The sequence below is a fragment of the Sphingomonas flavescens genome (assembly GCF_030866745.1).
GTDB lineage: Bacteria > Pseudomonadota > Alphaproteobacteria > Sphingomonadales > Sphingomonadaceae > Sphingomicrobium > Sphingomicrobium flavescens.
Genome location: NZ_CP133016.1, coordinates 25,850 through 40,190, shown reverse-complemented (window position 1 = coordinate 40,190; position 14,341 = coordinate 25,850). Strand labels below are relative to the sequence as shown.

The 14,341-nt window shown below is 62.9% G+C and carries 13 protein-coding genes; 8 read left to right on the top strand and 5 right to left on the bottom strand.

Annotation, left to right across the window (positions count from 1 at the left end; all coding sequences use genetic code 11):
* The first annotated feature begins 17 nt into the window (after positions 1 to 17).
* The 4 genes from QU596_RS00205 (at position 18) to QU596_RS00190 (ending at position 4,775) form a co-directional block, all read left to right on the top strand.
* On the top strand, positions 18 to 1,217 hold the full coding sequence (locus QU596_RS00205) for a toxic anion resistance protein (protein WP_308516249.1): 1,200 nt from the start codon (positions 18 to 20) through the stop codon (positions 1,215 to 1,217).
* Positions 1,214 to 1,954 (top strand): hypothetical protein, encoded by a 741-nt coding sequence (locus QU596_RS00200; RefSeq protein WP_308516246.1) that lies wholly within the window; start codon positions 1,214 to 1,216, stop codon positions 1,952 to 1,954. The genes QU596_RS00205 and QU596_RS00200 overlap by 4 nt, the downstream gene beginning before the upstream one ends.
* Positions 1,955 to 2,067: 113 nt before the next feature.
* On the top strand, positions 2,068 to 3,954 hold the full coding sequence (locus QU596_RS00195; RefSeq protein ID WP_308516244.1) for a hypothetical protein: 1,887 nt from the start codon (positions 2,068 to 2,070) through the stop codon (positions 3,952 to 3,954).
* Positions 3,955 to 4,100: 146 nt separating this feature from the next.
* Complete coding sequence (locus QU596_RS00190) at positions 4,101 to 4,775, top strand: hypothetical protein (protein ID WP_308516243.1); 675 nt, start codon at positions 4,101 to 4,103, stop codon at positions 4,773 to 4,775.
* 3 nt (positions 4,776 to 4,778) lie between these two features.
* Here the strand turns inward: QU596_RS00190 and QU596_RS00185 are convergent, their stop codons facing one another.
* Genes QU596_RS00185 through pgi form a run of 4 tightly spaced genes read right to left on the bottom strand, consistent with a single transcriptional unit; the run spans position 4,779 to position 10,388 of the window.
* Complete coding sequence (locus tag QU596_RS00185; protein ID WP_308516242.1) at positions 4,779 to 5,975, bottom strand: CaiB/BaiF CoA transferase family protein; 1,197 nt, start codon at positions 5,973 to 5,975, stop codon at positions 4,779 to 4,781.
* Positions 5,972 to 7,555 (bottom strand): phytoene desaturase family protein, encoded by a 1,584-nt coding sequence (locus QU596_RS00180; protein WP_308516241.1) that lies wholly within the window; start codon positions 7,553 to 7,555, stop codon positions 5,972 to 5,974. Before QU596_RS00180 ends, QU596_RS00185 begins: the two co-directional genes overlap by 4 nt.
* A 20-nt stretch (positions 7,556 to 7,575) precedes the next feature.
* The gene (gene gorA, locus QU596_RS00175; protein ID WP_308516239.1) at positions 7,576 to 8,916 is read right to left on the bottom strand and encodes a glutathione-disulfide reductase; all 1,341 of its coding nucleotides are present in this window, start codon (positions 8,914 to 8,916) and stop codon (positions 7,576 to 7,578) included.
* Entirely contained in the window at positions 8,916 to 10,388 is a 1,473-nt protein-coding gene (pgi, locus tag QU596_RS00170) for a glucose-6-phosphate isomerase (RefSeq protein WP_308516237.1), read from the bottom strand. Before pgi ends, gorA begins: the two co-directional genes overlap by 1 nt.
* 77 nt (positions 10,389 to 10,465) lie before the next feature.
* On the opposite strand from pgi, the gene lepB reads away from it, so the two are divergent.
* From lepB to era, 3 genes are read left to right on the top strand one after another with little or no spacing between them, the layout of a single operon-like run.
* Positions 10,466 to 11,323, top strand: coding sequence for a signal peptidase I (gene lepB, locus QU596_RS00165; RefSeq protein ID WP_308516235.1), 858 nt, complete (start codon positions 10,466 to 10,468; stop codon positions 11,321 to 11,323).
* Entirely contained in the window at positions 11,320 to 11,982 is a 663-nt protein-coding gene (gene rnc / locus QU596_RS00160) for a ribonuclease III (RefSeq protein WP_308516233.1), read from the top strand. Before lepB ends, rnc begins: the two co-directional genes overlap by 4 nt.
* Positions 11,979 to 12,875 (top strand): GTPase Era, encoded by an 897-nt coding sequence (gene era / locus QU596_RS00155; protein ID WP_308516231.1) that lies wholly within the window; start codon positions 11,979 to 11,981, stop codon positions 12,873 to 12,875. The genes rnc and era overlap by 4 nt, the downstream gene beginning before the upstream one ends.
* Here era and QU596_RS00150 read toward each other — a convergent pair.
* Positions 12,872 to 13,570 (bottom strand): NAD-dependent deacylase, encoded by a 699-nt coding sequence (locus tag QU596_RS00150; RefSeq protein ID WP_308516229.1) that lies wholly within the window; start codon positions 13,568 to 13,570, stop codon positions 12,872 to 12,874. The two genes, era and QU596_RS00150, sit on opposite strands and share 4 nt — an antisense overlap.
* A gap of 26 nt (positions 13,571 to 13,596) precedes the next feature.
* On the opposite strand from QU596_RS00150, the gene QU596_RS00145 reads away from it, so the two are divergent.
* A complete protein-coding gene (locus QU596_RS00145) occupies positions 13,597 to 14,340 on the top strand; it encodes a DUF72 domain-containing protein (protein WP_308516227.1) in 744 nt (247 codons plus the stop codon).
* The last annotated feature ends 1 nt before the right edge of the window (position 14,341 follow it).

Genomic DNA, 14,341 nt, shown 5'->3' with positions numbered 1-14,341 from the left:
GACGGAAAGGAAATTTGATGGCGAGCGAACCTGCAACGCAGACGGCGACAAAGCTGAAGCTGGACCCACCCGAGGTGCTGCAGCCGGTCGTCCCGGCCGAGGCGGCCGGACTCGTCCCGCTGAAGACGGAAGAGACCAGCGAACTCGACAAGAAGGTGTCGCAATTCGTCGACGAGCTTGCGGCGCTGGACTCGAACAGTCCGGAGTTCGGCAAGAAAGTCGACCAGCTCACCGCCATGGGGCGCAAGGAAATCGCCGAAGCCGCGGGCGCATCCAACCGCTTCCTCGATCGTCCTGTGAAGGCGATCGACAAGGATACGGGCATCGGTGCTGACCTGACCGAGCTGCGCCGTACAGTCGAGTCCCTCGATCCAAAGGAAGCGACGAAGACCCGCAAGCTGTTGGGGATCATCCCCTTTGGCAACCGGGTCGACCGCTATTTCGACAAATACCGCAGTTCGCAGACACACATATCAAAGATTCTCGGCAGTCTCGCCAACGGCAAGGATGAGTTGCTGATGGACAACGCCGCGATCGACACCGAGCGGGCCAACCTTTGGAAGACGATGCACAAGCTGGAGCAGATGGTGCATATTTCGAAGGGACTGGACCAGAAGCTGGAAGACAAGGCCAATGAGCTGGATGCGACCGATCCGGCCAAGGCAAAAGCGATCCGCGAAACAGCACTCTTCTACACCCGCCAGCGGACGACGGACTTGCTCACGCAAATGGCGGTGACCGTTCAGGGTTATCTCGCGCTGGACCTGGTGAAGAAGAACAATGTCGAGTTGGTGAAGGGCGTCGATCGCGCGTCGACCACCACCGTGGCGGCGCTACGAACGGCGGTCACGGTGGCGCAGGCAATGACCAATCAGAAGCTCGTCCTGCAACAGATCAGCGCATTGAACACGACAACTGCCGGGATGATCGATTCCACCGGCGAAATGCTCCGTACGCAGACCGGGGCAATCCACGAGCAAGCGTCCTCGTCGACGATCCCGCTTGAGACGCTGCAACGCGCATTCCAGAACATCTATGATACGATGGACCAGATCGACCAGTTCAAGCTGCAGGCGCTGGGCAACATGAAGCAGACCGTCGACACGCTTGGCCGCGAGGTCGAAAAGTCGAAGGGCTACATCGCCCGTGCTGAAGGTGTGAACCAAGGCAAGCTCGAGGGCGGAGTTTCTCCGCTCACGCCGATCGAGGCGCGGTGACCGAGGTCACGGACAAAGTCGAACGGGCGATCGCCCGGTTTGAGCGCGTCACCCAGCAAATCGACTCGCGGGACGGCCCGAGCCGCGCGGCGGCGCAACGGGAACGGCGAAGGCTGAATGCCGGAGCCGGCAAGCTCGCGAAGCGCATCGCCATCGCCGCTGGGGTCATCTGGCTGGCAACGATTGCGATTGGGCTGGTCCGGCCAATCGGCATGTTCGGCTTCCTTGCCGCTTTGCTGGTCACCGCCGCGGTCGTCGGATTCACACTAATGCGCGGGAGGCGCGAAAGCGTGACGCCCGCCGCCCCTACTGCCGACCTTCCCAACGGCGCCATGGTCGAGCGTTTCGATTCCTATCTTTATCGCGCACGCCGAGCGCTCCCTGCACCAGCGCAAAATGAAGTCGACGCGATTGCCCAGATACTGCCTTCCCTGAAGCAGACACTCGAGCGGGTCGATGCGGTGGATCCCTCTGCGCAGGACGCGAGGCGGTTGATGTCCATCCATCTGCCCGGGTTGATCGAGCGTTACGAACGGGTTCCACCGTCGTATCGCCAAGAGCGCGATGGCGAGGACAAGACGGTGGATCAGCGTCTGGTCGAAGGACTGAGCGCCAGTCGAAGTGCGCTGGCGGACGTGTCGGAGCGACTTGCTCGCGCCGACGTGGCCGCATTGGAGACCCAGGGGCGGTTCATCCAGTCGCGCTACGGCACGCAGGAGATCGAGACCGACCATTAGCCCAAGGGCATCGGGAACTTGCGCCATGAGCCGAGGCCGCTCATGATACGGAAAGTTAACGGCGGCTGGAGCTGGGCTGGATGCAGCTTGCCTTGCCTAATACTGGGCCACGATTGACGGACGGCTGGCGTCTCCCGCCAAGCGTGCCGCCGTTCAACACGCCCGTCCGGGTCGCCTTTACGATCCTATGGATTCTAGCGTTCGCACTCGCGCTCGGTGGATCTGTTGGCGGCTTCTATCTTCGATACACGGCGCCCGCCAACAATTCGCAGCTTCTTCTCGGCAGCCGGGCCGGGTTCGCCGTTTCGCCGAGCGACGCCACGGTTGTGCGCTTCACGGTCGGACCCCAGGCTGCGGGAGCGGGGATCGTTGCCGGCGACAAGATCATCGCCATTTATGGCTTGCCATTGCCGAAGCGGATGCCGGTCAACGAAGAAACGTTGGCCCAGCACGCCAACGATCCTGCCTACATAACCTTGGGAAACCTGCTGTTTGGAACGGACAGCGCAGAGGTGCCCCTCACCGTTCGCGATCGCAGTGGCCGCGTGCGCGACGTGACGGTCACCACCGGAGATAATCACATTGACGCCGGTGCGCGGGCACTGGGTGTTTCAACGCGCTGGCTGAGCTTCATCGACCTGCTCCACGTGCTCGCCTACCCGTTTCTGCTGTGGGCAGCCTGGCTTCTCCACCATCGCAATTCCCGTGACGCGGTCAGTTCAGTCCTGTCCCTCGCCGTGCTACTGACCATCGGCGCTGAGCAGCCTTCCGCGACATTGCTCGCGTTCGCAGGGGTGCCCCGCTGGCTCAACGTCGCGATCTTCGATCTTGGCAATGTGCTGCTGCTGGCCGGGATCATGCTCTTCCCGCACGGAAATCTGTCATGGCGTCGCGTGACGCTAATCGCCCTCCTGCCCGTCCTGATGCTGCTGCATGGTACGGTTTACCAGACGTTCTTCATCGGCTTCATGGTCGTCGCCGTCCTGTCTCTGCTGCGCTACCTGCGAGTAACCGACTCCAGTGAGCAGCGGCAGCAGATCCGATGGGCGCTCCTCGGCATCACCGGTTATGCCATGCTGCGCTGCGTCTCGATCGTCGCGGATTACATGAAATGGTCTGCGGGTAGCTTCGGCGAACAGCTGCTCATTGAGATCGGCGCCGGCATAAGTTTCGCGCTCGCGGTGTTGACGCTGCAGATCGGTCTGCTCATCGCCCTCCTCCGCTATCGTCTTTACGATGCGGATTTCGTCATCAGTAAATCGGCCAATGTCGCACTGATCACGGTGACGGTCGCGGCCGTCTTTGCGGCAACAGCCGACGGGCTGAAGCAGATTATCTACAATTACTACGGCAACACCGACAGCGAAGGACCGGTGATTTTCGCGGCGGCGCTTTCGACGGTCCTGGTCAATCCGATTCAGGATCGGGTGCAACGCTGGTCGGAACAGCGGTTCCAGCGCAATCTATTCCTTCTCCGCGACGATCTGCCTGAAGTCGTCCGGGACATGCGCGAGACGGCATCACTCAACGAGATGCTAGAGGAAATTTTGGCGCGGGTCGGCCGCGGCGTCCGCGCGATCCGCGGCGCATTGATCGTCAATGGCTGCGTCATGCGGGCCGCCGGGCTTTCGACCGACGATGTCGAGAATTGGCGAACGAGCGGCGTTGCGCAGGACTATAAGACCGATAGCTGCGAACCGCGCGACCGGCAGTTTCCCATCCGCATCCCGCTCGTGCCCAGCTCCGACCGGGAAGAGCCGATCGGTTATCTGCTGGTTGGGCCTCGCCCCGACGGCTCGATCCCGAGCCGTGACGAGCAAAAGGCGTTGAAGGAAGTTTCGGAATCAATCGCTCGCGCGATCCGGACGGTCATTAAACGCGAAGCGCGCGAGCAGGATGTGGCGCAACTCATCGCGGACAATGCGACACGCATCGAGAGCCTGGAAAGGCTGCTGGGTTTTAACCAGACGGCCGCGGATCGCCGGCCAAAGAGCGCTTAATCGCCGCAACCGACGGGCGATTAATTGACCTCGGTTAAATGAAAGCATAATTTACCGTTAAAGCGACACCGGAATTCGACTCGGCCGCAGCTCGGAAAGCTGACGGGGCAATGCAGTTTTTGCGGATTAGACGAGGAGCTGGGATAATGCGGAAGCTTATGCTGTGGGGCATCGCCGCGGTGGCAATGGCCGGTTCAACCGCGTCCGCTGCAAGCGTGGTAGTGGTGAAGTCGCTGGGTCCTTCGGCGAAGGCTTACCCGCCGGGCAAGACATTGTCGGAAACAGCGAAGATCAACCTCCAGGGCGGGGATATCCTGACAGTCATCGGCCCGGCGAGCGCGCAAACGCTTCGCGGTCCCGGCAATTTCGATGCTAAGCAGGTGACGCTTGCGTCGGCGGCCGGTCAACGCGGCCGCTTCGGTGCGCTGCGTGCCGCCGAGGTCGCGCACAACCCCAGCATCTGGGACGCGGACGCGACGACGAGCGGCAAAGTCTGCGTCGCCAACAACAAACTGCAACTATGGCGGCCCGACAGCGAAGGTGCGCTGACGGTCACCATTCGCTCGCAGGACGGTCAGGCGCAGCAGCTCAGCTGGGCGGCTGGCAAGGCGCTGGCTGCGTGGCCTGCCGCGTTGCCTTTGAAGAGCGGCGCGGAATATTCGGTTGAATGGCCGGATGGTGGCGACACTAACAAGCTTGAACTGGTTAGCGTCTCTTCCCCGCCTGCGGACCTTGTCGGTTCGGCGCAGGTGCTGGTGGACAAGGGCTGTCAGAAGCAACTCGACCTGTTGGTCGAGGGCGCGAGCAAGGTCGGGAAGTAGAGCTCAGCCGACGATTCCAGCGGCTTTGAGGCGGTCGATCTCGGCGGATTGCAGGCGGAGATCGTCGAGCACCTGCGCGGTGTGCTGACCAAGTTTTGGCGGCGGCAGTTCCGCGTCCGTTCGCTCGCCATCGATCCGGACCGGCGATCCCACCTGCGGTACCCCGGCGATCGCCCGGACCATCTGCCGATGCTGGATTTGAACGTCTTCGAGCGCCTGCGTCAGGCGGTTGATCGGCCCCGCCGGGATACCCGACTTTTCCAGCGCCTCGAGCCATTCGGCGGCCGGTCTCGTCGCAATCGACTGTGCGACCAGGGGCACGAGTTCCGAGCGGTTGGCCACGCGTGCTTCGTTCGTAGCAAAGCGAGGATCCGTGATCCATTCCTCGTGGCCGCAGATTGACGCCAGGCGCCCGAACTGCCGGTCGTTCCCGACCGCGATGATGATCGGCTGATCCGCGGCATCGAACGGCTGGTAGGGAACGATGTTCGGATGCGTGTTGCCCTGACGAGGCGGATCCCGTCCGGACACCAGCGCATTGGACGCTTGGTTCGCCATGACCGCAATCTGCGTATCGAAGAGGGCCATGTCGATCGTCGCCCCCTCCCCTGTCCGTTCGCGGTTGAACAGCGCGGCGAGGATCGACACGCTGGTATACATGCCGGTGAACAGGTCCACGATCGCGACGCCTGCCCGCATCGGCGCACCGCCCGGCTCGCCGTCAGGCAAACCCGTGACGCTCATCATCCCACCCATGCCCTGGATGATGAAATCGTAACCTGCGCGGTCGGCATAGGGTCCGTCCTGACCGAAGCCCGTGATCGAGGCGTAGATAAGCCGCGGATTGGCCTTCCGCAGTGTCTCGGCATCCAACCCAAACTTGCGCAGCCCGCCAACCTTGAAATTTTCCACGACGACATCCGCCTGATCGGCAAGCCGGCGCACCAGGTTCGCCCCGTCAGGTTGGGCGAAGTCGATGGCGGCGGATCGCTTCCCGCGGTTGCAGCTCAGAAAATAGGCAGCAACCCGGTCCTCGCCGTCGCCGAACCAGGGCGGCCCCCAATGACGCGTGTCGTCCCCCACGCCCGGTCGTTCGATCTTGATCACCTCAGCGCCCAGGTCCGCAAGGAGTTGTGTGCACCACGGTCCCGCAAGGACGCGGCTGAGGTCCAGAACCTTGATTCCCTGCAACGGCTTCATCGGCGCCGTGCCCAGGGCTTACGGTCGGCCAATATCGCCTGCGCCGCGTTGTGCCCGGGCGCCCCCGTGACTCCGCCGCCTGGGTGCGCGCCTGAGCCGCAGAGGTACAGACCCTTTAGCGGCATTCGGTAATCAGCGGCACCGATCATCGGCCGTGCGCTGAACAGCTGGTCGAGCCCCATCTTGCCGTGGAAGATGTCGCCCCCAATCAGGCCAAAGCGGCGTTCGAGGTCCAACGGAGAATGTATCTGTCGGCCGAGCACCGACGCGCTGAAGCCGGGCGCGTGCGCGTCCACGGTCGCGATCACATGATCGGCGGCCTTCTCGCGCTCCTTGTCCCAGTCGCGTTTCGGACCAAGGTCGTAGCGGAAATGCTGACAGAACAGGCTGGCGACGTGCCTGCCCTTCGGTGCCAGTGTGGTGTCCAGCGTCGAGGGGATAAGCATCTCGATGATCGGTTGTTTCGACCAGCCATCATTCGCGGCGTCGAGATAGGCACGGTGCATGTAATCGAGGCTCGGCGCCATGATGATGCCCGCGGTCAGGTGGTTTCCCTTTTTCGGCAACACCGTGAACTTAGGAAGCTCTGACAGGGCGACGTTCATCCGGAAGGTCGCGCTTTCGCACTTCCAGCCGTGCATGCGGCGCGACACGTCGTCATCCACAGCACCACGCGGCAGCAGCCGGTCGAACAGCAACCGAGGATTTACGCCGCCGACAATATTTGCTGCCTGCCAAGCTTTGCCATCCGCAACCACTCCGGCGGCACGCCCGTTCGCAACGATGATCTCCTCAACCGGCGTATTCAGGACGATGTCCACGCCTGCCTCGCGGCAGGCGCGAGCCATCGCCTGGGTGATTGCCCCCATGCCGCCGATAGCGTGACCCCAAGCGCCCGGTACGCCAGCGGCTTCACCGAACAGATGGTGGAGCAACACGTAAGCCGTCCCTGGCGCGTCGGGCGATGCGAAATTGCCGACGACGCCGTCGAACCCGAACAGCGCTTTGGTCAGGTCGTGCTCGAAGTGGCGATCAAGAATCTCCGTCGCGCTCCGTAGAGCGAAGTCGTGCACCACGCGGGTTTCGGCCAATGTCAGACCAGCCATGTCGCGGCCAAGAGTGAGGAGCTTGGGAATTGCGCTCAGGCGGCGACCGACGTTCGGCGGAGCCCGAAGCAGCCACTTCTTGAGCAGCCGCACCACGGTCTCGAGTTCCGCGATGTAGCGATCGTAGCCTTCGGCATCCGGTTTGTGATGCCGGGCAATTTCCTTGCGCGTGAGACCTCCACGGCCCGCAAGGAGGTATTGCCCATCCCCCGGCAAGAAATTGTCCGTCTTGCGCAGCACGACCTTCAGGCCATGCCGTTCAAGATCCATGTCGCGAATGACCTTCGGCTGCAGCAGGCTGACGGTATAGCTGGCGGCGGAATTGCGGAAGCCGGGTAGAAACTCGTCCGTGACGGCCGCCCCGCCGACCGTACCTGCTGCCTCAAGGACGGCGACCTTAAGGCCGCGCTTGGCAAGGTAATGAGCGCAGGTCAGGCCATTATGGCCGGCGCCGATGATGATCGCGTCGTGCAAATGTCCCCCCGGACCGCGCCTCAGCGCATGAGAACGAGTTCTTCGGCCATGGTCGGATGGAGCGCAACCGTTGCGTCGAAATCCGACTTCTTCAGCTGGCCTTTCACCGCAATTGCGGCTGCCTGAAGAATTTCGGGCGCATCGGGACCGATCATGTGAATGCCGACGATCCGCTCGGTCAACTCGTCGACCACAAGCTTGTAGAGCGAGCGCTCATTCCGCCCCGCGAGAACATTCTTCATCGCTCGGAAGTCCGAGGTATATGTCTTCACCTGCCCCAGCTTCTCCCGCGCCTGGCTTTCGGTGAGACCGACGCCTGCGAGAGGAGGGTGGCTGAATACCGCCGAAGGTATGCAGTTGTAATCGACCTTATGCGGCTTCTTGCCGAAATAGGTATCGGCAAAGGCCTGGCCCTCGCGGATCGCGACCGGCGTCAGCTGCACTCGATCGGTCACGTCCCCAACCGCGAAGATCGAAGGCACGGACGTGCGATTGTCGTCGTCAACGACGATGCGGCCATTGTCGCCCATCTTAACGGCGACATCCTCCAGCCCGAGGCCGGAGGTGTGCGGATGCCGCCCCGTTGCAAACAGCACCGCGTCGGCATCGAAATCGTCGCAACCGCTCATCGAAACATGAAGCGTACCATCGTCACGCTTCTCGACCCTCTCGATGAGAGCGTTGAACTTGAAGTCGATACCCTTGCGCAGCGAGATCTGCATGAGCCTGTCGACGAGCTGCTGATCGTAGTGGCGAAGGATGACGTCGGTCCGGTTTACCAGCGTGACGTGGCTACCGAACTGATGGAAGATGCCGGCAAATTCATTGGCGATGTAGCCGCCGCCCACGATGACGATGCGCTTGGGGAGCTTCTCGAGCAGAAAAACCTCGTTCGAGGTGATCGCATGCTCGACACCCTCGATGTTCGGCAAAACAGGTGTCGCGCCGGTTGCAATCAGGATCTTGTCGGCCGTGACCTCCCTACCGCTCGCCAGCCGCACCGAATTTGGTCCGGTGACCACCGCGCGCTCGTGGAAGATTGTGACGTCGTGATTGGTCAACGTTTCGGTGTAGGCGCCCTCCAGACGGCCGACTTCGGCAAGCACGTTGTCGCGCAGGACCTGCCAATCGAACCGTTTTTGCGGGACGTCCCAGCCGAACATCGCCGCATCGTCGAGATCCTCCGCAAAGTGCGCGCCGTAAACGAGCAGCTTCTTGGGCACGCAGCCACGGATGACGCATGTACCCCCGACCTTATACTCCTCCGCGATAGCTACCCGGGCGCCATAGGCTGCCGAGACGCGCGAAGCGCGAACGCCGCCCGAGCCGGCGCCGATGACGAAAAGGTCGAAGTCGGCCATCAGATTCCTGCTCTTTCCATCAGCGCGCGCGTGGACGCGTCCAGCGTCGCTTCGCCGTCGTCATCGGCAAGCTTGCGTGCAATGTCCTTGCCCAGTTCGACGCCGAACTGATCGAACGGATTGATACCCAGAAGCACTGCATTGGCGAATGTGCGGTGCTCGTAAAAGGCGATCAAAGCGCCAAGCGCACGGCCGTCGAGTACACTGAGCAAGATCGACGTGCTCGGGCGGTTGCCGGGATAGGTGCGCTGCGGGTCGTCGCTCGTCCGCCCTTCCATAAGCGCCGCCCCCTGCGCGAAGGCATTGAGCAACAGCAGGCGATGTTGCTCGGGATCCTGCGCATCGTCGCCCTCAGTCACCGCCACGAACTCGACCGGAACCAGCACCGTCCCCTGGTGCAGCAATTGGAATACCGCGTGCTGCGCGTCCGTCCCGGTGCCGCCCCACGTCACGGGTGCGGTCGACTCCACCGGGTCGCCATTGACGGTGACGGACTTGCCATTCGATTCCATTTCCAACTGCTGTAGGTAGAACGGCAGTAGGCGCAGGCGCTCGTCGTAAGCGAACAGCGCTCGCGTCTGGCAGCCTTGCTCCTCGACATAAAAGCGGTCGGCGAAAGCAGCGATTAGCGGAACGTTGGATGCGGGATCGGCAAAGCGGAAGTGACGGTCCATCTCGGCCGCACCCTCAAGCATCTCCTCGAACGCGTCCCACCCAAGCGCCAAGGCGATGGTCAGCCCGACCGCGCTCCACAGCGAATAGCGGCCCCCGACGCCTTCGCCGAAAACAAGGATGCGTGTATCGTCGACCCCTCGCTCGGCTGCTGCCTCGGGCTTGGCCGTCAGTGCGATGATCCTTCCATCTGGATCGTCAACACCGGCGTCGCTGAGCCATGCCCGCGCGGCGTCGAGGTTGGTCATCGTTTCGAGGGTTGTGAATGTCTTCGACGCAACGACGATCAGCGTGGTTGCCGGATCCAGCGTCCGGACGGCGTCGTCGAAGGCCGCGCCGTCAATGTTGGAAAGAAAACGGACGTTGAGCCCTGAGCGGCGGCGGCCGAGTGCGTCTACCGCGAGGGCAGGACCGAGCACGGAGCCGCCGATGCCAATGTGCAAGATGCCCGTGATATCGCCGAACGCACCTGCCTCGATGGCGTCGACCAGCGCCCGCATCCGTAGTCGCCGCGCTTGGGCCACGTCCACGTCCTCAGGTGACCCACTGCCGCGTTCGGCCACGTGCGTGGCGGGGCGGCCTTCACTGGGGTTGACCACGCCGCCGTTGAACAGCGCCTCGCGCGCGGAAGCGAAGCCCATCTTTTCGCTACGCCGGACCCCGAGGGTGAGAATGTTCGAATCGAGGTGGGTCTTCGAAAAGTCGAAATAAATCCCGGCGACGTCGAAGCTTAGCCGGCTGAGTCGATCCGGCTCATCGTTGAAGAGGGTTTCGAGCCGCCTGATCGTCGTTTCTGCCATGTTGGCCGCACATAGTGTCCGGACGGGCGATTGCCACCCCGCTTGACGGGTTCCCATCGGGCGGAAACAAGCGCGCGATGGCTACCAGCCCGACATCGCCGGAAACGAACGCTCCGCCTCTGCAGCCTGAAAAAGGCGAAACGGCAGGCTCGCTGGCCCGCTTCATCCTGATCGTCGCCATCGCCGCCTGGATGTTCCGCGCTTTCATCATCGCGCCGTTCAACATCCCCTCGGGCTCAATGCTTCCGACCCTGTATATCGGCGACTACCTGGCGGTCGCGAAATGGCCGTACGGCTTTTCCCGCTACAGCTTCCCATTCGGCTTTCCGGCGTTCGATGGCCGCATCTTCAGTCACCTTCCCAAGCGTGGCGACGTCGTCGTCTTCCGCCATCCGACCGAGGATTCCGACCTCATCAAGCGCGTCATCGGACTGCCTGGAGATACGGTCGCCGTTCGTGACGGGCGCGTGATCTTGAATGGTCGGCTACTGGCACAGGAGCCGCTCGGTTTCGCGCGCATCGCTGTCACTGCCAACAGTCCATGCCGCGTCGTTCCGCCTGCCGCGCCAGCCTTGGCCGTGGTCAATGGTCAGGGCTACTGTCTCTACCGCTCATTCCGGGAAACGCTCCCGGCTGGGCCAAGCTACACGGTTCTCGACCAGGTCGAACATGGGGTCGCCGACGACTTCGCACCGGTGATCGTTCCGCCAGGCCACGTCTTCCTGATGGGTGATAACCGCGACGACAGTCTGGACAGCAGGTTTCAGGCAGCCGAGGGCGGCGTCGGCATGGTCCCCACGCAAAATCTCATCGGACGCGCGCTAGTTACTTTCTGGTCGACCGATGGAGGCGCCTCATGGTTCAAGCCCTGGACCTGGTTCAGTGCGCTGCGGACTCAACGCATCGGAAACGGCTACGCGGACGCACCTCGATGAGCGACGTCGCCGCCTTCGTCCGCGACCGGCTGGGGCACGAGCCGGCCGACCTGCGCCTGTTCGAAATGGCTTTGACGCACTCCAGCGTCGGCGGGGATAGCTATGAGCGGCTGGAATTTCTCGGTGATCGCGTGCTCGGCATGGTCATCGCCCGCGCGCTTTACGACCGATACCCGAACGAGCCCGAAGGCCATTTGTCGAAGCGCTACAACGCGCTCGTCGATCGCGGCACCTGCGCCGAGAACGGTCGGGAAATCGGCCTGCCGCCGCTCATTCGCCTCGGTCGGCAAGCGCGCGAAGATCGGGCGAGTGAAAGCGACAATGTCGTCGGTGACGTGGTCGAGGCATTGATCGGCGCGCTCTATCTCGACGGCGGGCTTGAGCCGGCACAGCGACTGATCCTGCGCCTTTGGGACGAAGAACTTTCCAGTCAGCGCAAAGCGCCGCAACATCCCAAGTCCGCGCTTCAGGAACTGGCCGCGGCCAAGGGCGTCAAGGCTCCCATGTACGAAGTTACGGCAAGAACCGGCGCCCATCACGCGCCGCGGTTCACCGTCCGCGTTTCCGTGCGAACGCTTGGGGAAGCCAGTGCGGAGGGAGCGAGCAAGCAGGAAGCCGAGACGGCGGCGGCCGCTGCCTTGCTGGCGCAAGTTCAATGAGCGAGCAGCGTGCCGGCTTCGTTGCCGTGATCGGCGCCCCGAACGCGGGCAAGTCGACGCTGGTCAATGCCCTGGTTGGGCAGAAGGTCGCGATCGTTAGCCCCAAGGCGCAAACCACCCGCGCGCGACTGATGGGCATCGCAATTTCCGGCGAGTCTCAAATTCTGCTCGTCGATACGCCGGGCATCTTCGAACCCCGCCGGCGACTGGATCGGGCGATGGTTGCTGCGGCCTGGACGGGGGCGCAGGATGCCGACCTAATCCTGCTGGTAATCGACGCAGCGGCTTACCTTAGCGCCGAGGTTGAGCGGATTATCGCTGCACTGGGCGACCGGCAGCATCCATTGATCCTCGTGCTCAACAAAATCGATCTGGTCGCCAAGGAAAAGCTTCTGGCAATCGCGGCCGATCTCACCCAGCGGCTCAGTCCCGACAACGTGTTCATGATCAGCGCCGCCCAGGGCGACGGCGTCGCTGATCTTAAGCAGGTGCTCGCGACCGCCATGCCCACGGGCCCGTGGCTCTACCCGGAGGACGACATCTCGGACGCCACCGACCGGATGGTCGCTGCCGAGCTTACGCGCGAGCAGATCGTCAACCAGCTGCACCAGGAACTGCCTTATGCGACGGCCGTGGAAACCGAGACCTGGCAGGACCGTCCCGACGGCTCGACCGAAATCCGCCAGCAGATCCTTGTCGAGCGCGACAGTCAGAAGGCGATCGTAATTGGCAAGGGCGGACGACGCCTCAAGGCCATCGGCGCGGGCGCACGCGAAGAGATCGCGCAGCACCTGGGGCGTCCGGTCCACCTCTTCCTACATGTGAAGGTCAACCCTCGCTGGGATGAGGACCGCTCGCTCTACCGCGACATCGGCCTGGAGTGGGCCGACTAAGCCAGCATTTCCGCCACCCACTTCGGCACTTCAACACTGGCCGGGCCGATGCGGCCCTCATCGAACAGGTGACTGCCCAGGCTGGGCTCAAGATTGATTTCAAGTGTCCGCGCGCCGCAATAGCGCGCAGTCTGGACGAAACCGGCCGCCGGATAGACGGCGCCCGACGTGCCGATCGACACGAACAGGTCGCAGGCACGCAGCGCATCGTCGATCCGGTCCATGTCGTACGGCATCTCGCCGAACCAGACGATGTCCGGCCGAACCTGCCCCACCGAACTGCATGCAGGGCACGTAGCCGTCTCACCCATCGGTCCGCTCCAGTCGATCCGTCGATCGCACGCGAGGCACCAGCCACGGGTCAATTCGCCGTGCATGTGATGCAAGCGCTTCGACCCTGCGCGTTCGTGAAGATCGTCGACATTCTGTGTCACCAGGAGCAGTTCGCCCGGCCATTCAGCATCAAGGCGCGCCAGAGCTTCATGTGCCGCATTCGGCCGGACGCTTCCGACCTTTGCCCGCCGGGCGTCGTAGAACGCATGGACTAACGCCGGATCGCGCGCATACGCGTCGGGCGTGCAAACATCCTCGACACGATGTCCCTCCCATAGGCCGTCGGGTCCACGAAATGTCGCGAGGCCGCTTTCGGCCGACACGCCGGCGCCCGTGAGGATCACGATGTTGCGAATGGTCATGCAACCTCAGTAGGAGCGGAATCACGATGAGCGAAGGCACGATCCGCATCGGCATTGGCGGCTGGACGTTCCCGCCGTGGCGCGGGGTCTTCTATCCGGACAAGCTCGCGCAGGCGAAAGAGCTTGAATATGCCGCGAGCAAGATGGGCGCGATCGAGATCAACGCGACCTTCTACGGCCGGCAGAAGCCGAAAAGCTGGGAAACCTGGGCGAAGACGGTCCCGGACGGCTTCCAGTTCGCGATCAAGGGCTCACGCTTCTGCGTGATGCGATCGAAGCTTGCCGAAGGCGCGGAAGGCATCGGCAATTTCTGCGCGCAAGGTTTTGCGGCGCTCGGTCCCAAGCTCGGCCCGATCCTATGGCAATTCGCCGGTCGTCGACAGTTCGACCGTGACGACATTGCCGGCTTCATCGACCTGTTTCCGGAGAGCATTGACGGCATCAAGCTCCGCCACGCGATCGAGCCGCGCCACGAGAGTTTTCGTGACGAGCATTTCTTCGATCTGTGCCGCGGCCGGAATGTCGCAATCGTCTTCGAGGACTCCGATGATTATCCGCTGATCGAAGCGGATACAGCCGACTTCTCCTACGCGCGGCTACAGCGGATGAACGAGGACATCCCGACAGGCTACGATGAGGCGACGCTCGACGGGTTCGCGGAACGGGCCCGTCAGTGGCGCGAGCGCGGCGATGCCTACATCTTCCTGATCAACGGCGCGAAGGTGCGCGCCCCAGCAGCGGCGCTAGCGCTGCAGGAACGGCTTCGCTAAC

Excerpts from the sequence above, each read along its gene's own strand:
- QU596_RS00205 (WP_308516249.1), top strand. The coding sequence starts at position 18 with ATGGCGAGCGAACCTGCAACGCAGACGGCGACAAAGCTGAAGCTGGAC.
- QU596_RS00190 (WP_308516243.1), top strand. The coding sequence starts at position 4,101 with ATGCGGAAGCTTATGCTGTGGGGCATCGCCGCGGTGGCAATGGCCGGT.
- QU596_RS00185 (WP_308516242.1), bottom strand. The coding sequence starts at position 5,975 with ATGAAGCCGTTGCAGGGAATCAAGGTTCTGGACCTCAGCCGCGTCCTT.
- gorA (WP_308516239.1), bottom strand. The coding sequence starts at position 8,916 with ATGGCCGACTTCGACCTTTTCGTCATCGGCGCCGGCTCGGGCGGCGTT.
- pgi (WP_308516237.1), bottom strand. The coding sequence starts at position 10,388 with ATGGCAGAAACGACGATCAGGCGGCTCGAAACCCTCTTCAACGATGAG.
- lepB (WP_308516235.1), top strand. The coding sequence starts at position 10,466 with ATGGCTACCAGCCCGACATCGCCGGAAACGAACGCTCCGCCTCTGCAG.
- rnc (WP_308516233.1), top strand. The coding sequence starts at position 11,320 with ATGAGCGACGTCGCCGCCTTCGTCCGCGACCGGCTGGGGCACGAGCCG.
- era (WP_308516231.1), top strand. The coding sequence starts at position 11,979 with ATGAGCGAGCAGCGTGCCGGCTTCGTTGCCGTGATCGGCGCCCCGAAC.
- QU596_RS00150 (WP_308516229.1), bottom strand. The coding sequence starts at position 13,570 with ATGACCATTCGCAACATCGTGATCCTCACGGGCGCCGGCGTGTCGGCC.
- QU596_RS00145 (WP_308516227.1), top strand. The coding sequence starts at position 13,597 with ATGAGCGAAGGCACGATCCGCATCGGCATTGGCGGCTGGACGTTCCCG.